Genomic DNA, 25,409 nt, shown 5'->3' with positions numbered 1-25,409 from the left:
ATAAAAGAAATTTGATGATAGTGAAAAGAAAAATATATTTAATTTGTGAAAAATGTTGATATAATTGTTTATAAAAGTAACTATTTTTATATTTTGTGACAAAAATAATGAAAACAAAAGTGGAGGGAATATGAATAAATCAAAAACGAGAAAGATTAAGTTGATACAAAGAATAATATCCAGTGTGCTGGCAGTGATGCTGATTACTGGAAATGTTAGCTTTGACAGTTTACAGGTAAAAGCTGAATCAGCTCCAGGCAATATTGAGTTATCCCGGGAAGTTGCAACTGAAGGGATGGTTTTACTGGAAAATAAAAATGATGCTTTGCCTATTGCATCAGATGAGACAGTAGCTTTATTTGGTAAAACCCAGATAGATTTCGTCAAAGGAGGCGGTGGATCTGGTGATGTAACAGTAAGCTATGTTCGTAATTTGCTGCAGGGAATGCAAATGAAAGAAAACGACAAGAAAGTTAAAATATACAAACCACTGGCGGATGAATATACACAGTGGCGTAATAACGGAAATAAAAATGAAATGCCGTTAACCAACGATAAGGTTAAGGAAGTGGCAAAAAATTCCGGGACAGCAGTGGTGGCAATTGGAAGATATTCCAATGAAGGCAGTGACCGGTCTGCTTCCAAGGGCGATTATTATTTAAGTAATGATGAGATAAAAATGCTTCAGCAGGTTAATGATGCAGGTTTTGATAAGTTTATCGTAGTCCTTAACGTAGGAGGTATCGTGGACACCTCGTGGGTAGACGATTATGATAAACTGGATTCGGTTTTATTAGCCTGGCAGCCGGGAATGGAAGGCGGGCTGGCAGTAGCGGACATTCTGGTAGGAGATGTTAACCCTTCAGGTAAATTGACGGATACATTTGCTAAGGACTTTATGGATTATCCCACATCAGAAACATTTTTGGAAGATCAGCAGTATGTTCGCTATACAGAAGATATTTTTGTCGGATACCGCTGGTTTGAAACTTTTGATCCGGATTATGAAAAAGTAAACTATGAGTTTGGTTATGGCCTATCTTATACAACCTTTGACATTAATGTTAAAGAAGTAGATGATTCGGACGGAACTATTGATGTAACGGTTGACGTAACGAATACAGGAGATACAGCGGGAAAAGAAGTAGTTCAGCTGTATTACCGTGCACCTCAGGGGGTGCTTGGCAAGCCGGCAATGGAACTGGCTGGATTTGTTAAAACAGGGCTGCTTGAAAAAGGTGAGACAGAGACTTTAACGATAACATTTAATATTGATGATATGGCTAGCTATGATGATACCGGGAAACAGCAGAAGTCGGCATACATCCTGGAAGAAGGAGATTATGAGATATTTGTTGGAAATTCGGTTAGGAATGCGAAAGAAAACGGCGCTGTACATACACTCCATATGGATTATCAGATAGTTGAGCAGTTGACGGAAGAGCTGAAACCAAAACAGCTGGACAAACGGTTATTGGCTGATGGCAGCTATGAAAATCTCGACATGTATGAGGGATGGGGAATTCCGGTATATGCCGATGGGCGTTATACTGAAATTCAGGCTGAAGACTTTACTAAAAAACATGTTCATGCCATTATGGATTTTAATGATGACTCATCTATTTGCGGCATGAAGATATATACTTCGGATACCGGAACCAACCGTTGGCTGACGTATGTCCTAGATGTGGAAGAGGCTGGTTCCTATGATCTTACTCTGGGTGTGTCTAATACTAAAAATACATTTGCAAATGGGTTAGCTGTTTATGTAGAGGATTTAAGTGCACCTATCAAACCAGTAAGCATTCCGGGAACTGGTGGAAAATGGAATATTCAGGAAACAAGTCCGGCTACGATTGAATTGCCAGAAGGTAAATCTGTACTGAAGATTGAGTTTACACTACATAATGCCTGGGATGATATCTTTGATTATTTTAAACTTGTAAAAAGTGACAATCCAATCCCGGAGGAACCAGGACCTTACCATCAGGTAACGGCGCAGGAAACAACCAAAATCGAGGCGGAAGATTTTTCAACGAAACATTCTGTAGTTGATATAGAATCTATTAACGCGGGTGATGATAAAGGTGGTACAAGCCTTAAGAATTTACATACCGCCGGATACTGGGTTAATTATGGACTGGAGGTAGCCGAAGCGGGAACCTATAAAATAACCATGCGGTCGGCTAATGGATTAGGCGATATAGTAAACGGTGCAAATGCTTATGTTGGCTGGACAAAACAGAATAACTTCCGATTGGATCTGCCATATACCGGGGTATCGGGAAATCAGTGGTTTAATTTCATTGATCTGGAAACAGGTACGATTAATTTACCTGAGGGGAAATGTGTTCTGAAGTTTATTGTAAACAGCCAGATGGGGAATCTGAATTACTTTACCCTGGAAAAACTGCCTGAAAATTCTACACAGCGTGCCACATCTGAAATGAGTGATACATCAGCGGCTAAACGTACCACAGCATATGTTAGAGCAGGCAGACGTATTATGTTCAGAGAAGTTGCAGAAGATGTAACGTTGATGGATGAGTTTGTATCACAGTTATCAGATTATGAGGTTGCTAATTTACTGGGGGGACAAAGTACCGTATTACCGGGTGGTACAGGCAGCATCGGTAATTCTCTGAAATATGGAATTCCTGCTACTGAGACGGTAGATGGTCCTGCTGGTATCCGTTTAAATGTTTCATGTACGGCATGGCCTTGTTCAACTCTCCTGGCATGTACCTGGGATGTAGCATTAATTGAAAGATTGGGGAAAGCAGTCGGTGTCGAAGCGGCAGAAAATGGTGCAGATATATGGCTGGCGCCCGGAATGAATATTCACCGGAATCCATTATGCGGCCGAAATTTTGAATATTATTCCGAAGACCCGGTGGTTACCGGGAAAATAGCTGCGGCAATTACAAAAGGTGTACAGTCTCAGAATGTCGGTATAACTGTGAAACATTTTATTGCGAATAACAAAGAAACAGCGCGCAATAACAGTGACAGTCGAATATCGGAACGGGCTATACGTGAAATATATCTAAAAGGATTTGAGATTGCAATTAAGGAAGCAGATCCATGGTGTGTGATGTCCACGTATAATTCGATCAATGGTGTAGAAACCAGCGAAAGTTATGCTCTGCTGACGACTATTCTTCGAGATGAATGGGGATTTGATGGTTTGGTTATGTCTGACTGGTGGAATGACAGTACCCAGTACCGGGAGACATTAGCCGGCAACGATCTGAAAATGGCGGATGGAAAACCCAACCATCTGGTCAGTGCGTTAAAAGCTGGTTTTATAACCAGAGAAGATATGGAAATTTGCGCAAAGCGAGTACTCAATTTAATTCTCAAATCCAATGCGATGAATCGTTTGATTCCGGAACCGGTTGTTCATAACATTACCGGATCAGAAATCAGCCGGGTCAAAGCGGTTGAATGGGTGGAGAAAAGCTCAGGTATTGGTACGGAGTCTTGTGAAGATGAAGATGGTGGTTTGAATACAACAGGAACATATGAGGATCGGTTTATATCCTACTATGTGGATGTTGAAAAGACTGGCTTGTATGAGGTCAAAAGTAGGCTTGCTACAGTAAGTGGGTCAGCTGAGATGAAATTATTTATTGATGATCAGGAAATTGGTTTAATAAAGACAAGTCATAATTCAGGCGGATGGCAGAAATGGTTTACGACGGAGGGAGCAGCAGTTGAGATACCGGCCGGTCAACATGAGTTTAAAGTTTTATTTGTTTCTGGAAGTTTGAATGTTAATTGGTTTGATTTTGCGTTATTGGAAGAAAGAGCCGATAAAAAAGAACTTGAGGAGTTAATCGCATCCGTCGACAATCTGACGAAAGAAGAATACACTTCAGATAGCTGGCAGAAACTTGAGGAAGAATTAAAAGAAGCACAGGATGTGATGGAACTTGCCGCCGCATCTCAGACGATGGTAGATGATTCCAAAGCGGCACTACAGACAGCAATTGACGGATTGGAGAAAAAGCCGGTTCCGCCGGTGGTTGACGGTTTAAAGAACAGTATCGCAAAAGCAGAGAAGGAGGTTATCCCCAATAAGGATATATATACAACTGAAAGCTATAGCAAATTTGCAGATGCACTGAATGCGGCTAAAAAAGTGTTGCTTGATGCCAATTCCGCCCAGGAAGCAGTGAATCAGGCTGAAAAAGACTTGTTAGCAGCAATCAGCAGTTTACAGCGCAATCCGGTTCAGCCAAGTGGTGATGAGAAGCCAACGCAGCAAGAGCTTCTGGATCTGCAGACACAAATCAACAGATCCGGTAACTATAAGAAAGAGAATTATGACTTAAAAAGCTGGAACGAATACACAAAGGTATTGGCAGATGCCAGAAAGATTTATGGTGATCAAAATGCAACAAAAGAGCAGATCAATGCAGCACTTATTTCATTGAAAAATGCAGAGTCTAAACTTCAGAAAATTGTGAAAGCTTCAAAGGTGGCGGTAACAACAATTGGCCTGGCAACGAACCAGAAAACCACAACCATTTACATTACAAAGGGTAAGAAAGTTACAATCAAGGGTGTGGTCTCTCCTGCCAAAGCAGCCCAGGGAGTTACTTATACCTCGAAGAATAAGAAAATTGCAAAGGTATCAAAAAGTGGTGTGATTACAGGTTTAAAATCCGGTACCACAAAAATTGTAATAACTTCAAAAGACAAAAATAAGTCCAAAACAATTACCATTAAGGTACAAAAAAAGGCTGAGAAGGTTAAATCGCTTAGTGTGACCAGTAAAAAGAAAATAGCATTAAAGCGTGGTAAGACAACTCAAATTAAGACCAGGGTTTCGCCGGTGAAAACAACGGATCGAGTGACTTATAAATCAGGCAGGACTAAGGTTGCAACGGTCGATAAAGCTGGCAAGATTACAGCGAAGAAGAAAGGAACTGCAAAGATCACAGTAAAATGTGGCAGCAAATCGGTTGAAATCAAATTAACAGTTAAATAATATCAAGGTAATTTGCCATTTCTACCATCGGAAAAGCAGAAGTGCCGGCGATTATCAGGTTGATCCAAAGAAGTCACTCAAAAGGGCAAGAATATTTTAACAAAAGGACATGGAAATATGAAAAATAACAAATTAGTAGTAAAAGGGATAGCGTCGCTCATTCTGGTGTCATTGTTTTCATTGACAGTTTATGCATCAGATCAAGAAATCACTGTAGCTAAATCAGAGAAAGAGAATAGTCTGGAACAATTTCTTTATGTAAGGTGGCAGGAGGAAGAAGAAGATCTGTTGGCGAGTGTCAGTGAAGAAGAATGGAATATGATTCAAGAGGGAAAAAGAGAGATACAAAAAACTGCTGTCGTCATATTGCAGCCACAGGTAGCAGCAGTGGAAAAAGTTCCCCAAACAGAACTGTCTGGACAGGCAACAGATACAGAGGCGCTGGTGGAAACTGCTGAAACAGAGATGTCTGAGTTAGGTGAGGTGTACCAGGAGGTATCCGAATCCAATATTTCTGAGACTGCTGAGTTGTTAGAAAAAAGCCCCGAAACAGAAAGCCCGGAAACAGAAAGCCCGGAAACAGAAAGTCTGGAAACAGAAAGCCCGGAAACAGAAAGTCCGGAAACAGAAAGTCCGGAAATAGAAAGTCCGGGAATAGAAGGTACCGAGACAAGTATTCCGGTACAGAAGGTTTCCTTAACGAAAAAGCAGAAAGAGTACATAAAAAAGGTGTCAAAAACATTCTCGGAAGTAGTAGTGATCTTTAATGGCTGTGTCCTGGAAGACGATTTGTGTCTGGTGGAGTATTCAAATGTAATAGTAAAAGTGTTAGAGGTGACGGTAAAAAAAGCGGAATTGGAAGAAATGATAAAGTTTCTGAATATAGAAGAGACCCGTAATGATTACTATCAGCGTATCGATAAGATTAGAGAAAGACTGGGTGAAGATTTGGAAACCGAACTACCAAAAACCATGGTTCTGAGTAAGGAAGCAGGAGAAGAAAGCAGTTCGGAGAAAGTTTCTGGAATTGAAGATCAGGGACCCGTGTTAAATGATAGGGGGCTGTCACTTAATAGGGCCAGGTCCTCAAATAACGATGACTCCAATGATGATGAAGATGATTCGAATGATACTAACACAAATACTAGTACTAATACTAATAGTAGAAATAAAGACATTACGCTAACGCTCACTATCGATGACATGTCCGCAGGTGAAGATATGCTTACAGCATCATGTGCAATTGCATCAACTAAAGAAATAACCAATGGAAAAATAACAATCACCTATGATGCAAATATAATGACTCTTGATAGTGCCGACGCAGAAGATTTAGAGGCTTTTGAAGATAATAATATGACGAGTCGGATCAATGATGTAAATAATAGTGGTTCATCAGAGGGAACGATAGAGATGATCTTTTCTTCAACACAGGGAGTTAAGTTGAAAGGGGATATGCTTTATCTTTACTTTGATCTGATGTCATCAGCGAAAGTGGGAGATGTTTACGAACTGAAGCTCAAGGTCAATGAAATGAAGAATGGTTCTGCAGATTTGACTACAGATGTCAAGCAAAGTACTTATAAAGTAAAAGAAAATGATGAAGGCGATGTGGAGGAAGATGAAACCGAGTCAGAAGCGGAAACAACACAGATGACCAGCAAGAGTCAGATGACTGACACTACATCATCCGGATCTGCCGCAAAAAAAACAACCGCACCAAAAACAGGTGATGAAAATAACACGACACTTTGGCTAATCATGGAGGCAGTATCTATGCTAATAGTACTGTATGCATATGGAAAAAAGAAAAGCGTATCGAAATAAGTTTATAAAGATGATCACTATTTTCGTAGTCTCTGGGATGATGTTATTAGCACCTGGTCTACAGATATTGGCGGCACCTGAAGACAAGGATACTAACCAGGATTTCCGTTTTTTTAAAACAGATCCGGTCTATGCCATCGCAAAGCGGGATAAGATTCCGATATACGAGGAAAAGGACGAAGGGTCAGAACTGACAGGAAGGCTTGAAGTATACGGAGTACTGCACATTTTATCCGAGGAAGAAGATGACTGGTATTATGTGGAGTCCGGGGAAGTCCGGGGATTTATCTTGTCGAAAGGTTTGATGACTGGGAAAAAGGCCGAGAAATATGTAAAACAAAATAAAGAAGAATGCCTGGAGACAGCCGTAGCGTTAATGTCACCTCTAGAAAATGAATCCTTTTATTATACCCGTACCACTGGATATGAGACGATAGCAGAAAAAGTATATGCATCGCCAACCGTGGATATAGAAATAATGGACAGGATTCCAGCAAAAGATGAAAACAAAAGCAATGAAAAATCAAAAGCAGTCGGACTTCTTGAAGAGGGTGCGCTCTGCTTTATCATCGAAGACGAAGAGGAAGAGTGGGTTTTCATTGAATCGGGGGATGTTCGAGGATTTGTTCCATTCAATACACTGATTGTAGAAGGTATTGAGGAGCAGGTTACAGAAGGTGGCGAGGAATCTTATCTGACTGCTAAAGAATATATCAGGCCAAAAGAAAACCGTGCTTGCTATTATACCTATCTTTCGGTGAAAGAAGCGGCAGCTGATTATGAAGAGGAGCAAGAACCAGAAAATGGAAATGGTGGATTAAGCCATATCAGGGAAGCGATAATCAGTTATGCAGCGCAATTTATAGGAAATCCTTATGTTTGGGGGGGAACAAGCCTGACACAGGGAGCAGACTGTTCTGGGTTTGTACAGAGTATCTATGGTGATTTTGGCTACAACATCCCCCGGGTTGCGGAGGATCAGGCGAAGTTCGGAACCCGGATCCCGGTAGAGCAAGCACAGCCGGGAGATCTGATCTTCTATGAAAGAAACAACTATATTTACCATGTTGTAATGTGTGCTGGAAATGGTGAGACAATAGAGGCACAGAGCAGCGCTACAGGGATCGTAAATGCAGGAATCAATTGGGATGTGGCAGCATGGGCAGTGAGGATTATTTCTGAAGAAGACGAAAATGCTTTAGCCGATTATTCGTATCAAGATGAAGAAGTTACATATGGTAAATATCTGGGTAAATTTAAATTAACCGCATACTGTGCCTGTCCAAAGTGTTGTGGAGTTTGGTCAGGCGGAGCAACTGCCAGCGGTCTTATGCCGGTTGAGGACAGGACCGTAGCAATGGGAGGAGTTGATTTTGGCACAAAACTGATCATTGGAGGACAGATCTATACAGTTGAGGATCGGGGTACACCGTATGGTCATGTTGATATTTTTATGAACAATCACCAGGATGCAATCATGTTCGGCTTACAGTATACCGATGTATATTTGGCTGAATAGAACCTGGAGAAGAAAAGAATGTTTTATGTTATAAGTTAGAAAGCAGCATGAAGCAGGGTTATGAGAAAAGGAGAATAGAATAAAATGAAAATTGCAAAAAGATTACTTGCAATGCTAATGAGTATTATCTTATTATTGGGCACGGTGTCCTCGGGTATTACAGTTAGTGCCAAGGAATTGCCCTCATTGGCTTCAATCAGTAAGCAAGCAGCAAATGAAGCTATGGTTTTACTTAAGAATGAAAACAATGTATTGCCCTTAGCAGGAAAGACAATTTCAGTTTTTGGACGGACGCAAATCAATACATTTTATACTGGTTACGGTTCGGGGGGATATGTAACTCCATCCTATATCACAACAATCATAGACGGACTTCGCCAGAATCCCAATATTAAAGTGAATGAAGACCTGGCTAAAGTATATACTGATTGGGAAAGGGCAAACCCCGGAAGTAATATAACTACAGGAAATAACTGGCGGGATGGTATACATTCTCTTCCGGAGATGCCTTTGGAGAACAACCTGGTTACGGATGCTGCAAAGAAATCTGACACGGCAGTAATCGTAATAGGTCGTCGTTTTGGTGAAGGTGTCGATTTGAAAATGGGTGCTAATGACGGGAGTTATTATCTGACTACTGCTGAAAAAGATATGCTGCGTCAGGTATCCAATGCATTTGATGAAGTTGTTGTGGTGTTTAACACCGGATCCGTAATGGATATGGAATGGATTGCAAAGCAGGAATATGATATAGATGCATATATTCTTGCGTGGCAAGGGGGGATGGAAAGCGGACGGGCAATTGCTGAAGTACTCGCAGGGGATGTAAATCCTTCTGGAAAGCTCCCGGTTACCATAGCGAATAGATATTCTGATTATACTACTTCAAAAGATTTTGCTAACCAAAACGTAAATGTATACGAAGAAGATATCTTTCTGGGATACCGTTATTTTGAAACATTCCGGCAAGATGCCGTGCTATACCCTTTTGGTTATGGCTTGAGCTATACAACGTTTGATACAGAAACGACTGGGGTAACGGTAACAGAATCTTCGGATGGCATTACTGATGATACTATTAATGTGCAGGTTAAGGTGACCAATACCGGAGACTATGCGGGCAAGGAAACGGTTCAGATTTATTATGGCGCACCGCAGGGCAAGCTTGGAAAATCGTCAAGATCCCTGGCTGCCTATACGAAAACAGGAATTATACAGCCTGGAGAGTCCCAAGATATGTCTATCAGCTTCCGGGTTGGTGCTATGGCTTCGTATGATGATGCCGGAAAGACTGGTCATCGGTTTGCCTATGTCTTAGAGGCAGGTATTTATCCAATATATGTAGGAAATTCTGTTCGTGCACCAAAGGCAGATGGTTATGAGGGATATGTTGTTGATAAATTGACACTCGTTGAGCAACTGCAGGAGGTATCGCCTCCCGCTGAGAATTTTAACAGAATTACTGCTTCGGATGATGGAAACGGCAATATTGTTCAAGGTTCGGAAGCTGTACCGAAAGCCGTTAGAACGGCAGATGATTATGAAAAACGCATTTTAAGCGCAATACCGGATGAAATTAAGCCTACTGGAAATAAAGGTATTTCCTTGCGTGATGTATATGATAAAAAGAATACTATAGAAGATTTTGTTGCTCAGCTAAGTGATGATGATATTGCAAAACTCTGCAGAGGTGCCGGAGGTATGAACGACAGTCAGGGTATTCCTGGAAATGCCAGTGCATTCGGTGGCCACACAGATTCTTTGAAGAAGTTTGGTGTCATTGTGGCCAGTACCTGTGACGGACCATCGGGTATTCGTCATACGGGAAGTGCTTCGGTTATACCGTCAGGAATCAGCATGGCCAGTACCTGGAATGATGACCTTGTGGAAGCGGTATATAAACTGCTGGGGCAGGAGTGTGTGCTTAATAAGGTGGACGTGCTTTTGGCTCCCGGTATGAATATTATCAGAGATCCGGCTTGCGGACGGAATTACGAATATTTTTCTGAAGATCCTGTACTGAGTGGAAAGATGGGGGCTTCCTATACAAAGGGGCTCCAATCGGCAGGAATTGCTTCTACATTAAAACATTATGTAGGAAATAATAAAGGACAAATTAACGATAAGTTTGATGCCAGGATGTCAGAACGTGCATTGCGGGAGATCTATTTAAAAGGATTTGAAATTGCGGTTAAGGAATCCAACCCATATACCATTATGACCGGAGTCAATAGGGTTAACGGAGAGTATGTTAACTATAGCTTCGACCTTTGCACCACTATACTTCGTGATGAATGGGGGTGGGACGGCATGGTAATGACTGACTGGGGTCCGCGTGCCGATTCTTACACTGGCAGCAGAGGCACTTTGACGAATCACGCCTATTTGGTGCAGGCACAGTGTGATGTCTCTATGTCTGGAAGAACGCACCCTAATACATTAGAACCCTCTTTAGCAGCATCCGATGGTATAACCAGGGCAGAGGTGCAAAGAAGTGCGATAAATTGTCTGAAGTATTTACTGAAATCACCAGCCTTTGCCCGGGCAAATAATCTTGAATTGTATCCGTACCAGGTTCCCGAGGACCAGATATTCACGGTAGAGAAAGCCGAGACAGGAAATCCGCGTTTAGATGCGATCTATCTGGATGGTGAAAAAATCACTAACTTTGATCCGCTTGTGCTGGATTATGTGCTTTATAGCCGGGATTTAGCAGATACACCCAATGTAACTTATGATGCTTCAGCAGATATAAACGTAGAACTTATCTCAGCGACTCCAGAAATACCGATTACCACAATTAAAACATCCGCTGGAGGTGTCGAAAACATTTACCGGGTAATATTTTCAAATCAAGCGGGCATGCCTGTCAGCGTTGAGAATCCGAAATATGCTTATCTTAACGGAATCCAGGTGAATGGTGTGGAAGTTCCCGGTTTCTATGTAAACAGAACGAATTATGAGATGAAGATTGATGGTAATCTTGAAGATGCAGAAGTTACATATATGGTTCCTGATGGAGTGAGTGCTTCTTATACTATCGATGAAGAGCAAAGCACTATTATCATTCGGTCTGAGAGCGATCATCAGGCGATTGAGTACTATGTTAAATGTATATCAGGTGTATCCGCACCCCAAAGCGATAACTTTGAATCCGAAGAGCTAAATGATTTCTGGACAGTCCTTAATCAGAATGAAAACTTTTCTAAGCATGACGGATATATCCAAATAATTACCGAAAATGGCTCATGGAATGCCGGAGACACGGCGAATCCCACGGCAAATAATATTGTCGCTCAGTCTGGGGCAGGAGACTGGGACAGTGTAACCCATGCCACGTTTGACGCAACGGCTTTCAGTGAGACACATCAATCTTTCGGTATCAAAATTATGGAAGGCAACTCGGACCGTAATTTTATATGGTTCCGTTATGAATATGTAGGGGGAACTAGCAATGGTCCCAGTGCCATCCGAGTTAACAAAATGGGTACTAATGCAGCTCAAATTACAAGAAATCACACCTACCCCAAGAACGAAGATACGCTTATCAGCGACAGCTTGTATTTCAAGGTAACAAAACGGGAAAATACATATACCTTCTCGGTGAGCGTAGATGGAGAGAACTATACGCCAATGGGGGCAACAACGCAGGCGTATAACAATCCAACATTTGCTTTAGCTGCATATAATAGTGCTTCAACAAAACCAATGGAGGTTCAGTTCGATTACGTTACATTTGAAGATAAATCTACTTCAACACCTGAGCCTGAGGTTCCTGAACCAACTGTAATTAAACCGGTTAGTGGTGACGATACCAACCGTTTGCAGTTGGGAGAAACACCGTACTATCTTGAGGGTATGGTCAGTGCCAATGGCAGCGGTAGTGAGACAGGCAAGAAGACTCTTGGCAGCACAAGCCCAGGTGCTTATGCTTTGTATAACGTAGATGTGGAAGAAAGCGGTTATTATAATCTGAGTATGCGTTGGGCATCACCTCGAACATGGCCAGTCCAGACAGATTTTGCACTTGAGGCTGATGGCATCTTGTTGACAAAATGGACGATGTTTGAAGGTACAGGTGGCTGGACTAATTGGGCAACGCTGGATCCCCAGCGTGTCTACCTCGCTGCGGGAAGACACAGACTGAAATTGTATATAATTGCGGATGGTCCGGATCTATCCTGGCTGCAATTTGATCATCAACCGTCACAGCCGGTTACGATTGGTGAGGCAGATGACGTTGCCATAACCATTGACGGACGAAGTGATGTAGTTCCTGGTGATACAGTGCGGTTCAACGTTGTTGCTGAGGGGGACAGAGAAATAAGTGGTGTATTCATACAATATGGAGATCAAGAGATTCGGCTTGAGGTACAACAAAATGGATATTATTCCTTTGTGATGCCCGATGCTTCCGTTACAATTACAGCTACAACGATCGTATCAGTAATGAATGCTCCTGGCAGTGAAACGGTTACTTATGAAGGTGCAGCGATCGACTTATCAGAACTTGAAAATCTATTTGATATTGCCGAGGGTGCCGGAGAGGCAACATACAGCATTGAAAACACAAAAACGGCAACTGGAGCAGGAAAGATCGATCCGAATGATGGCAGGACATTGACAGTAACCAAGGCGGGAACTTTTGCAATTGGACTTATAACGCAGGCAACGCCAACCCATGCAGCTGGAGAAAAAGTAACAGCGGTATTGACTGTAAACAAAGGCAGCCAGACGAAGGCTTTAGCTGCGCCAACGGTAAGCAGTAAAACAGAAACGAGTGTGACGTTGTCATCTACAGCCGGAATGGAATATAAAAGAGATAACGAAAAGTGGCAGACATCTCCGGTATTTACCGGATTGACTCCTAATAAAGAGTATCAATTCTATCAGAGGCTGGCAGAAACAGATGTATACATTGCCTCTCCTGTAAGTAAAGTTCTGATGGTAAAAACAGAAGCAAAAGGGATAGTGGTGGAGAACACTGTTTATGCCGTAACCCTGGATCCTAATGGCGGGAAGCTTGCAGTAGCAGCAGATGGAAAGAGGAATGTAAAGAAGGATAATAAGATTGGAGCACTGCCAACCCCCATCAGAGATAATTATAATTTTAGAGGATGGTATACGGCCAGGACTGGAGGAAGCCTGGTGTCAGCTGACTACAAGGTATCTGCGAATGTTATAATCTATGCCCGCTGGGAAAAGAAGGTATCTCCCAAAAAGGGATATAAATTCAAGTCCGGCAATTTAAATTACAAGGTAACAAAAGCAGCCACGGCTAAAACGACAGGTTCTGTCCAGGTTACGGGACCAGCCAAGAAGACCTTACAGAAGATCACGATACCGTCTACTGTTAAGAGTGGAGCATTTACATTTAGGGTAGAAAGTATTGCGAAAAAAGCTTTTATGAACAATAAAAAATTAAAGACAGTGAAAGTAGGCAGCAATGTTAAACAGATTGATACCAAAGCGTTTAGCGGTTGTAAAGTACTTACAAAAGTAACAGTCGGTAAGGGCGTTATAAAAATTGGCAGCGAGGTATTCCTAAATGACAAGAAGCTGAAAACGATTACCATCCAAAGCAAAAAACTGAAGACGGTTGGCAAAAATGCATTTAAGAATATTTATAAGAAAGCCAGTATAAAAGTACCGGCTTCTAAACGGAAACAGTATAGAAAATTGCTGAATGGGAAAGGACAGGCAAAAACGGTTAAAATTGGATAAAATGGAATATTCTATTAATGGAGGATAAGCAAAAGGCGAGTGACCAGATAACCCGGCAGGGCTTAATGGAATCCCGCCTTTTTGCAATACAGAAAACAATAATATTACAAATCTGTTTTAATAAAAATGTGAATAAATTCTGCAAATAACATATACGTGCAAAGAAAATAAATAAGAATAAAAAAATACGTCAATATGCAAAGAAAATTGTAGGTACGGAAAAGAAAATTGCATGGTATACACAAAAGTATCATGATACAATACAGCTGTTATTAATAATTTTGTAACAAGTAGCTATGTTGTTATGGAACACAGTACATTACAGAAGGAGGAAGTATGGGGAAAAAGAAGAGATCAGGCTTTAAAAAAGTGAATGCTGCAGTTGCAGTGATGTTATCGATTCAACTATCGATAGGATCAGTAATGCCGGCGTTTGCAAACGAACAGGTCCGGGATGATATACAGACGGACCTTATTTACGAAACAGAACAGGAAACGCAAGCACTAAAAGAAGTATTTGAGAGCGTGTCGGTTGGACCAATCTTAGAATTTGATTTTTCCAAGACTGAAACAGTTGACAATGTTACAAGTGTAGTTGGCATCGCAAATGGTGAAGAAGCGATTGCGACTGCTCAGAATGTAATCTTTGAAACCGATGAAGATTCAAACGATATTGCAGTATTCCCGGAAGGCGGAGATAATGCTGCGACAGGTATTACTTATACACCGGGAGATAACGACCCGATGAAGAGCCTTGCACAGGGAAACGGAGCAACGATTGCCATGTGGGTAAAAACCGCTCAGGATACGTTCAGCAGCACTTTGTTCGCTTATGGTTCACGCCAAAATGCAGATGCAGGTGATCTTGGTGCAAGTATTCAGATCATAGGAAGAAATAACACCAGCGGAGATACGGTATTCTACCGTAATGCATCAGGAAGCACTGGCGGGCACAAGGTAGCGGGTGTCGGCAACCCGTATTTGACGAACACCTGGCAGTTGGTTACGTTTGTTGAAAATGAAAATGGTACCGGAACGCTTTATGTAGATGGAGTGGAACGAGGGACTTGTAAATCCAGTGATAAGACTTTACTTGGTTTTGCCACAGATGGAGCCACACCGGATCATTACTACTTTGGATTCCTGCCTTATGTGTCAGGTACAGATACTCATTTTACAGGTGCAATGGACAGCATTTCGGTTTATGACAAAGCATTCACGGCGGAGCAGGTACAAAGCCTGTATAACGAAAGAGTGAAGCCGGAAGTTGACAAGACGGCGCTGAATGATGCTATCACATCCGCAGAAGATTTGGCAGAAGCAGATTACACAGCCGAAAGCTGGGAAATATTAGCAACAGCAGTGAATGATGCTAAAGCAGTATCAGGAAATATAGATGCTACAGAACAGGAAGTGAATGCGGCAATTGCATCAATAACAGCAGCGATAGAGGCACTTGTAGCTGTAGAGCCGGAAAAACCAGACATGGTGCTGGATGCCGGATGGGAAATAGAAAATCCGACAGAAGGAAATCTGGTGGTTAATGAGGATGGAAGCGTAACTATCACAACAGAAGGCGGAACAGTAGATACTGCAGGGGGAATGAAAAACATTCTTTACTATAAGATTCCAAACCAGACAGACTATGATTTTACGGTAAAAGTCAAAGGGAATTTTACAGCAAACTATCAGGGTGCTCATCTAATGATCGCAAGCGGAAAGAACCGCGAAAATGCCGTTGCCGTGGTTCGCAGATATCATGGATATCTTAGCGGAAAATATGGAACAAGCATGCTCATGGGTGTTATGCAGAATGGTGGTTCACCAAACGAATATTATGAAGGTGCTGCTGATATCGGCAATGAGTTCTATCTGAAGCTGCAGAAGCAGAACGGAAGAATCACTGGTTTCTATGCAGCGGAGTACAGTGACAACAAAGAAGACTGGAATCAGATTATTGACAGTAATACAAATACAGAGTATGTAGATAAGGGAAACGGGCTGATTGATCCTGAAAATATTTATGTAGCAATCGCCGCAGCAAACGGCGGTGAAAATAATCCTACAAACATTACATTTTCTGATTTGAGAATCGGTGGACAACCAGTACCGATGGGTATAAATACAAGTGCATTAGCATCCGTCGTGCTTTCTGGTGAAGCTAAAATGGAAATAGCGGCTACGCAGGCACTTAGCCTGGCAGGTACTGATTATGATGGAAATGAAATTAAAAAGTTTGATTCAGTAGTTTACACAAGCAGTGATGAAGAGGTGGCAACGGTTAGTAAAGATGGTGTTGTTACCGGTGTACATAATGGTAAAGTCGTAATTACCGCTGCAGCAACCGTGGGCGGTATTACAAAAACAGCCGATCTGTCAATTCAGATTGGAGATATTGTTGAAAAGACATGGGAACTCTCATCTCCGGATGGCAATACAAAGATGGCAGTTGAAATGATCACAGGTGGAGTACTTCAATATCGTGCAGAACAGAACAAGGTACAAAATATTGGAACATCACCACTTGGATTAGTAACCAGTCTAGGCGACTTTTCAAAAGGGCTTGTATTTAAGAAAGCTTCAGAAGTAAAAGAAATCAACGAAAGCTATAAGGTGCTTTCCGGTAAAAGTGATGAGTATACAGACCACTGTAATGAGCAGACGCTCACATTTACAGTGAAAAACAATGATTCTGTGGAATTTGACCTGGTAATCCGTGCATATGATGACGGAACCGCTTACAGATATGCGGTCCGCACAGATGGGGAACAAGAGATCAGGATCAGTGATGAAGTATCGGGCTTGCAGCTTCCAAAAGAAGCAGATGTATATTGGATGAACTATACCTCAGCTACCTGGAACTATGAAAGTCAGTATCAGGTAACTACAACGGAAGGACTGGCAGTGGATGCAACTCCCTCTATGCCATTCTTATATGGAAAAGACGGGGTATGGACGCTGTTCTCAGAAGCGGACCTGAACGGAAGTTTCTGTGGTTCGATGTTTACCGTAAAAGAAAACGGGATGCTGGATGTATCATTTGCGAAACAGCAGACGAAGGATGTAGTGACAACCACGCCATTTAAATCTCCATGGAGAGCGGCAATCACAGGTACTCCGGCAGACATTGTAGAAAATACAATGATTGAGAACCTGAGTACCCCGGCAGATTATGAGACATACGACTTTGAATCCTGGGTAGATCCTGGATTATCTTCCTGGTCATGGGTAACCAACTGGGGAAGCGGAGTCAGTGACCAGTCAAAAGCGGAAACACATCTGAACTGGATTAAGTTCGGGGCAGAAATAGGATGGGATTATTATATTCTTGACGAAGGCTGGAATAAGGGCGGACGTGGAAACGTCAGCGGCATGTATGACTGGTGGCCGGAAGTAAAAGCGTGTGCGGAAGAAAACGGAGTTCGCCTGTGGGCATGGGTACATGTAAGCGATATTGATACCCAGGAAGAACGCGACAGGCACTTTTCTGAATGGGCAAAAGAAGGCATTGTAGGAATTAAGCCGGACTTCTTTGATGGAGAGGGCCAGGGCCGGATGCAGTTATATGATGATCTGTATAAAGATGCGGCGAAATACGGACTTATGCTTCTTGTACATGGAGCAAATAAACCGACCGGTGAAATCCGTACCTGGCCAAACGTATATGGACGTGAAGCGATCCGTGGACAGGAAGCAGGAGGAATTACGGCAGAACAGTATACCATGATTCCGTTTATCCGGGCAGCAATCGGACCGGCAGAGGTTACGGAAGAAATCAGATCCAAGGATTACAATAAGACGACAATGGGATTCCAGTTCGCGTTGACAGCCCTGGTGGAAGACGGGATTCACAGCATGGGTTCTGCACCGGATGTATACAGAAGCATTCCGGAGGGAATGTCCTACTATAAAAACTATCCGAAAAAGTGGGATGAAACCAAACTGGTTGACGGAGCCGTTGGCGAGCAGGTAAGCATAGCGAGACGCACCGGAAATAACTGGTATGTCTCCGGCATCAGTGTAGAACCAAGAACTATGCAGGTTCCATTAGAGTGTCTTGACGAAAACAAAGAGTATACAGTATTGCTTTACAGAGAAAATGGCAGACGGGATGTGGATATGGATATTATCCCGAATGTTACAAATGAAACAGTATTAGAGGTAGATGTACTTTATGGCGGCGGATATGCGTTGCGTGCAGTTCCCACAGCAGAGATGGACAGTATTAAGTCAATCGCTGCAGAGCCGGCAGAGGTGAAAGTAGAAAAAGGACATTTATCGGATCAGGTTGCAATAACGCTCAGTCCGGAAAATGCAGAATTCAAAGATGTTGCATGGAGTACTGCAGACGAAGCAATCGCAACGGTAAGTGACCGCGGAGTAATCAGAGGTGTAGCAGAAGGAAAGACGACCGTGACGGTAGCTTCTGCATACGACAAGACAGTAAAAGCAGAAATTAAAGTAACGGTTACCCCGGCTAGATATGTTCTTGATGAAAAAACATGGTCAATCCTAAATGCGAATGAGAATGTCATGATCAAAGATACCGGTTCGGCAACAATAACAACAGAAAATGGAGTACTTGGTGCAGGAAACTGGGAAAATATGTTCTCCATGGACGTACCGGAAGGTGACAGGGACTTTACGATCACAGCAAAGATGACTGGCGGCCTTAAGGCGAATTACCAGGGTGGATTTATCACAGTCTTTGACAAAGCAGATCCAAACGGCCAGTCGGTAGCAGCAGGACGACGCCATCACTCAGGCATGCTGGGTGGCAGCCATCCCCAGGGATTTGGCGTAATGTCAACAGCCTCAGGACGTACCACTGAATTTTACTGTGAGGATAAAGACTATGGCGTTGATGTTTACGTGAAGCTTGAAAAAACTGGAAATACATTTACCAGTAGCTATAGTTACGATGGAGAAACCTGGACAGTAATTACCAACAAAGGAACATCCCAGACGACGACGAATGCAAATCTGGCAGCAAGCGCAAATCTTTGTGTAGGATTCTATGCAGGGTCCGGTGGTGAAGACACTGCAATTGACATCACATTCAGTGATTTTACTTACAATGGTGTAAAGGTACCGGTAGCAATTGATACCCAGGCACAGGAAGAAGTTGACAAGACGGCGCTGAACAAAGCAATCGCAACAGCAGAAGCGTTAAAAGAAGCAGATTACACGTCAGAAAGCTGGAAGGTATTAGCATCAGCCGTGAAAGCAGCAAAAGATGCAGCAGCAGATGAGAAGGCTACACAGCAGGAAGTGAATGATGCAACAGCAGCAATAGCAGAAGCATTAGAAGCTCTTGTGGCAGCGAAGCCGGAAGTTGTAGTTGACAGGAAAGCGCTGAAAGAAGCAATAGCACAAGCCAATGCTATCTCTGCTGAGGCACTGAAGCAGTATACAGACGAAAGTGTAAGAACCTTTAAAAATGCACTGGCAGCGGCAGCTGGACTGGCGGAAAAAGCCAGCCAGAAAGAAGTAGATGCAGCAGCAGCGGCATTGCAGGCAGCAATGAAAGGTCTTGTTAAGAAACCAGTAACACCGCCGGTTGTACAGAAAGAAATATCAAAACTGTCAATTGGCAGCATTAAGGCACAAACCCATACCGGATCTTCTTTAAAACCGATAATATCGATAAAAGATGGCAGTAAAGTACTGAAACAGGATGTGGATTACACGGTTTATTATAAGAATAACAAAAATCCAGGAACTGCTCAGATCATTATCACCGGAAAGGGTAGTTATAAGGGAAGCTTGACGAAGACATTTGTGATACTGGCGAAAAAAGGAAGAACTTACACAGTAGGAAATTACAAATACAAAGTATTAAGCGCATCCACCAAGAGCGGAACGGTGAGTCTGACCAAACCAGTGAAGAATACATTAAAAACGGTTAAGGTTCCGGATACGGTAAAGATCGGTAACTACAGATATAAAGTAACCGAAATTGGCAAGAGTGCATTTAAGCGAAATAATAAGCTTAAAACAGTGAAGATCGGAAAAAATGTGAAAAAGATTGGAACAGCGGCATTTTATAACGATAAGGCACTGAAAACAATAACCGTATACTCCAAAGTGATTAAGAGTGTCGGTAAAAATGCATTGAAAGGTATTCATGCCAGAGCGGTCATCAAGGTACCGAAATCCAAACTGAAATCATACCAGAGCAGGTTTGCGAAAAAAGGTCAGAAGAGTACAGTAGTTATTAGAAAGTAAAGGAAGATGGAGCGTGTTGTATTTTACAGCACGCTCCAGCGTATGTACAGTAATGAAGAATAATAGGTGGACAATACCAGCCTATTAGAATACAGAAAAGAGGAAAAAGATTATGAAGCTAAAGAAAATGGTGAGTTTGTTAATGTCGACAGTCGTACTGTTAACAACCCCTATACCTGCTGTTCAAGCGGCGGCACCAACAAACCCGGCACCAACAAACCCGGCACCAACAAACCCGGCACCAACAAACCCGGCACCAACAAACCCGCCTCCAACGAACCGGGTTCCGATAAACCTGGTACCAACAGAACCGGCAGCGGAAACAGCAAACTATGTCTGCACCTGGAACATCCAGGATTGGGTTGCTTGGCATGAATCAAGCGACAAACGTGATGTTGTAGACCCGGAGCATCTGTTTAATGAAAAGACAGGATGGATCTCTACCATGTATCCGGAAAGCAGAGGAGATTTAATTTTCCTTCTGGATGATGGCTGGGATTTGCCTTACGGAACCAAGAAAAATGGATATAATAAAGAATATTTTGGATGCCAGGTTCTGCCGGATGATAAATTTCCAAAAGCGGAGTGGGGAAATACTCCCCAGGAAAAACTGAAGACTCTGAACGAAGAGATTAAGAGTTATGGCTGGAAGGGTACCGGTATCTGGATATGTGCCCAGACAAGTTCTGCTTATAAAGAATATGCAGGAAAGGATGAGGAAGACTTCTGGCGCATGCGTCTTAGGTGGAGTAAATATGCAGGTATTTCTTACTGGAAAATTGACTGGGGTACCGAACAGAAGAAGATAACATGGCGCCGTAAGATTTCTGAATGGGCGGAGGAAGAATACCCGGAACTTATTATTGAGCATGTTGTTGGCGGCCGTGGTAAGAATACAAATAATGAGCGTATTGAGGAGGACCTTCTTGCTGACAATATAGAATTTGCGGCCTTTTCAGATGTGTTCCGTACATATGATGTATTGGATAACCTTGCTACAGCAATTACCCTGGATCGAGTTGGTGAGCAGTTGATTGGCGGATACACAGAGACAGGTAATGCCATGGGACTAATGAATGCTGAGGATGAACTCTATATCTGCGCTTCCCTTGGTCTTAGTGCCGGTGTTATGCGTTTCACACCTTATCTGACAACAGATTCCAAAAATTCCGGTGATGGGTATTTCGGTCTGGGAACAGAAAAAGATACCTATTTTGCCGGAGGAAAGAAATTTGTCGATACAAAGGCAACGAGAAACCGCTTGGATGAAGTTGCCCGTACTGTACGTTGGCAGAGAATTGCACCGGCGTATACGGTAGGGGATTACGATACGGCTCTTTCCAATGCGTATCTGCAGGATGACTGGACCTTTTCTTCAAGTGAACCTGCATGGGATGGAACAAAAAATATGTTAAGTCAGAAAGCACCTGCATTCATGGCAAGAGGAATTGATCTTCCTACGGTTACAGTGGATAGTGGTGATGACATACCATTCCTGACGGCTAGCCGTAATCCGAATGGTGCAATTAGTATTGCTGCTTACGCAAGAACGCACACGAATACGGGATACAAGCCGGTAAAATCAGCAAAAGTTACTCTGAATGCAGGGGATCTGACTGGAAAGATTGGGGTCTTTGGTTATTATGGAAGCCTGAGTCTTACATTCAATCAGGATTTAAGCGGCAAAAAGATTTATGCACAGGATATGCTTGCTACCCAGGCGCAGGATATAACTTCTGAAGTACAGATTGACGGAAATACACTTACAATTGACGGGAAGTTACTTGAAGAAATCGGACTTTCTGCAGCAACAGAAGGAGATTCTTCCGATCCGGGTCTTGTTCTGCAAATAGGTGAGGAAACTGATTTCGCAGCTCCGGCTGAGACCAATGCCCGTATTGAAAGATGGGGCGTTAACAATGGATCTTTCGAGAATTTCCATTATGATGCCAATATGGGTCAGACTATGGAGTCTGTAACTGCGGCAGACTGGCACCGTTCAAACAATACAAATGCTTCCTATATTAGTGAAGGTGGATATTCGGGAGCGTATTCCGGCATTCATACTTCAAACAGTAACTATGAAGTATCTACTTATCAGCTAAATAAGAGTGTGGCGAATGGCGTATATAAGGCTTCCTGTTATGTCAAGGCATCAGAGCATTCACGTACGGCGCCAGGCGGTAATCACAAGACGAGTGCCGGCTTCTATGTTTCCAATTATGGGGGCAGCGAATATGTTGATATCCAGAAGATGGGTGAATTAAACGACTGGACTTATATCGAGATTCCGCAGTTTAACGTTACAAACGGACAGATCCAGGTGGAGTTTTACTCTTATGGAGCTACCGGCGAGTATTTGATGTTTGATGATGTGAGGGTTGACTATGTGGGTGAGATTTCGGAAGAGATTGACGCAAATGCTATTCTGGAATTTGATTTTTCGGAGTCAGCAACAGATGACAGCGGTACAACTGTAACTGGAACTGCTAATGGTGAAAAAGTAACTGCTACTGCTCAGAATGTAACCTTTATATCTGATGAAGATTCTAATGATATCGCAGTATTTCCGGCAGATGGAGATAATGCAGCAACAGGTATCACTTATATTCCAGGTGATAATGGTGATAACGACCCGATGAGGGAACTTGAATCAGGCAGCGGTGCTACCATTGCAATGTGGATAAAAACTGGACAGGATACTTTCAGCAGCTCATTGTTCACTTATGGATCACGAAAAGATGCAGGTACAGGTGATCTTGGTGCAAGTCTTCAGATTTTAGGAAGAAATAATATAGACGGGGATACCGTATTTTACCGCAATGCATCCGGAAGCACCGGAGGACACAAGGTGGGAAAGGTAGGAAATCCTTATGTGAAGGACACCTGGCAGTTGGTTACCTTCGTTGAAAATGGAGATGGTACCGGAACGCTTTATATTGATGGAGTGGAGCGCGGATCTTGTGGCTCCAGCGATAAAACGTTACTTGGTTTTGCCACAGACGGAAATACACCGGATAATTACTACTTTGGATTCCTGCCTAATGTGTCAAATACAGATACTCATTTTGCAGGTGCTATGGACAGTATTACTGTTTATGACAAAGCTTTCTCAGAGGGTCAGGTACAGAGACTGTACAAAGAGAGATTTGAAGAGCAAAAAGAGATTGTGCTGAATGCCGATGGAAACGGTGTAATTAGCGGTCAGGCAGCTTCCCACTTCACAGAGGGTCAGGGATATGTAGGCTGGATTGGCAAGAGCAGTGATGCAATCGATGAAGAGGAGGGTACTGTTACCTTTAATTTTAATGCGAAAGAAGCTGCTGAGTGGAACATGGATATTTATTATCTCAGTAAGGCAAGCAGCAGTGGAGGAGTAGGTGCCAATATCCGTGATTTCGTTGTTACTGTAAATAGTGACACGGCAAATGCACAGACAGTAACTTGTCCGGAGGGCGATAGCTGGGATGACCCAAGTGCAGCTTCGGTAATCACAGTCGAAAAAGTATCCCTGAACAAAGGAAAAAATACATTGGTATTCGGAAATCCGAACGGTAATGCGCCATCCCTTGTCAAGGTCGTACTGAAAAGGGCAGATTACGCAGCGGCGGCGGAAGTAGAGGATTTGATTTTAAGTCAGCTTGGTACAGTAGATGATTTTGCGCAGCTTAGTATGGTTCAACAGATACGGGAGAAGTATGATGCTCTTACAGAAGAAGAGAAGAAGCTGGTTTCTGAGGAAGCATATAAGATGCTTCTCAGTGCAGAAGACTTTATGCAGGGATTCCTTGATCAGGAAGCTGCAGATGCAGTTGAGAAAGCAATAGTAGCGATCGGTGAAGAGATTACACTGGAGAAAGAGTCAGAGATTGTTGAGGCACGTGCTGCATATGAGGAACTGACCGATGTACAGAAGCTGCTGATTACACCAGAAACTCTGAAAAAGCTGACTGATGCCGAAGTAAAACTGGAAGAGCTGAAGAATCAGGATACGAAAGTTGATAAGGCAATGCTGAATGAAGCAATCACAACAGCAGAAGTGTTAAAAGAAGCAGATTACACGGTAGATAGCTGGAAAGCATTAGAAACAGCCGTGAAAGCAGCAAGAGAGGCAGCAGCAGATGAGAAGGCTACACAGCAGGAAGTGAATGATGCAACAGCAGCAATTGAAGCAGCATTAGAAGCTCTTGTGGCAGCGAAGCCGGAAGTTGTAGTTGATAAGAAGGCGCTGAAAGATGCAATAGTGCAAGCCAATGCTATCTCTGCTGAGGTACTGAAGCATTATACAGACGAAAGTGTAAGAACCTTTAAAAATGCACTGGCTGCGGCAGTTGGACTGTCAGAAAAAGCCAGCCAGAAAGAAGTAGATGCAGCAGCTGCGGCATTGCAGGCAGCAATGAAAGGCCTTGTTAAGAAACCAGTAACACCGCCGGTTGTACAGAAAGAAATATCAAAATTGACAATTGGCAGCATTAAGGCACAAACCCATACCGGATCTTCTTTAAAACCGATAATATCGATAAAAGATGGCAGTAAAGTACTGAAACAGGATGTAGATTACACGGTTTATTATAAGAATAACAAAAATCCAGGAACTGCTCAGATCATTATCACAGGAAAGGGTACTTATAAGGGAAGCTTGACGAAGACATTTGTGATACTGGCGAAAAAAGGAAGAACTTATACAGTAGGAAATTACAAATACAAAGTATTAAGTGCATCCACCAAGAGCGGAACGGTGAGCCTGACCAAACCAGTGAAGATTACATTAAAAACAGTCAAGGTTCCGGATACGGTAAAGATCGGTAACTACAGATATAAAGTGACCGAAATTGGCAAGAGTGCATTTAAGGGCAATAAGAAACTTAAGACAGTGAAGATCGGAAAGAATGTGAAAAAGATTGGAACAGCAGCATTTTATAACGATAAGGCACTGAAAACAATAACCGTATATTCCAAAGTGATTAAGAGTGTCGGTAAAAATGCATTGAAAGGTATTCATGCCAGAGCGGTCATCAAGGTACCGAAATCTAAACTGAAATCATATCAGAGCAGATTTGCGAAAAAAGGACAAAAGGAAACCGTGATTATTAAAAAATAAAAGGGTCTCTTTGA

Annotated in this window: 6 protein-coding genes; all 6 read left to right on the top strand. The window is 42.6% G+C overall.

Features of this window, described 5'->3' with window-relative positions; translation table 11 throughout:
* The first annotated feature begins 130 nt into the window (after positions 1-130).
* The 6 genes from CD03_RS35650 (at position 131) to CD03_RS0101925 (ending at position 25,395) form a co-directional block, all read left to right on the top strand.
* Complete coding sequence (locus CD03_RS35650) at positions 131-4,996, top strand: glycoside hydrolase family 3 C-terminal domain-containing protein (RefSeq protein WP_052377621.1); 4,866 nt, start codon at positions 131-133, stop codon at positions 4,994-4,996.
* Positions 4,997-5,113: 117 nt separating this feature from the next.
* Positions 5,114-6,823, top strand: coding sequence for a hypothetical protein (locus CD03_RS0101950; protein WP_027292189.1), 1,710 nt, complete (start codon positions 5,114-5,116; stop codon positions 6,821-6,823).
* Positions 6,795-8,342, top strand: a complete 1,548-nt coding sequence (locus CD03_RS38425; RefSeq protein ID WP_052377620.1) for a C40 family peptidase — start codon at positions 6,795-6,797, stop codon at positions 8,340-8,342. The genes CD03_RS0101950 and CD03_RS38425 overlap by 29 nt, the downstream gene beginning before the upstream one ends.
* An 84-nt stretch (positions 8,343-8,426) precedes the next feature.
* Positions 8,427-14,066, top strand: a complete 5,640-nt coding sequence (locus tag CD03_RS35640) for a glycoside hydrolase family 3 C-terminal domain-containing protein (protein WP_052377619.1) — start codon at positions 8,427-8,429, stop codon at positions 14,064-14,066.
* Between the two features lie 336 nt (positions 14,067-14,402).
* Positions 14,403-20,294 carry a glycoside hydrolase family 97 N-terminal domain-containing protein gene (locus CD03_RS0101930; protein ID WP_027292188.1) on the top strand — a complete coding sequence of 1,964 codons (5,892 nt, stop codon included), beginning with the start codon at positions 14,403-14,405 and terminating at the stop codon, positions 20,292-20,294.
* Between the two features lie 112 nt (positions 20,295-20,406).
* The gene (locus CD03_RS0101925) at positions 20,407-25,395 is read left to right on the top strand and encodes a LamG-like jellyroll fold domain-containing protein (RefSeq protein ID WP_027292187.1); all 4,989 of its coding nucleotides are present in this window, start codon (positions 20,407-20,409) and stop codon (positions 25,393-25,395) included.
* Positions 25,396-25,409 lie beyond the last annotated feature (14 nt).

Origin of the sequence: Robinsoniella sp. KNHs210 (assembly GCF_000686105.1) — a bacterium.
Lineage (GTDB): Bacteria > Bacillota > Clostridia > Lachnospirales > Lachnospiraceae > Robinsoniella > Robinsoniella peoriensis.
The sequence above is the reverse complement of the archived record's forward strand: the minus strand, read 5'-3'. Positions and strand labels throughout refer to the sequence as shown.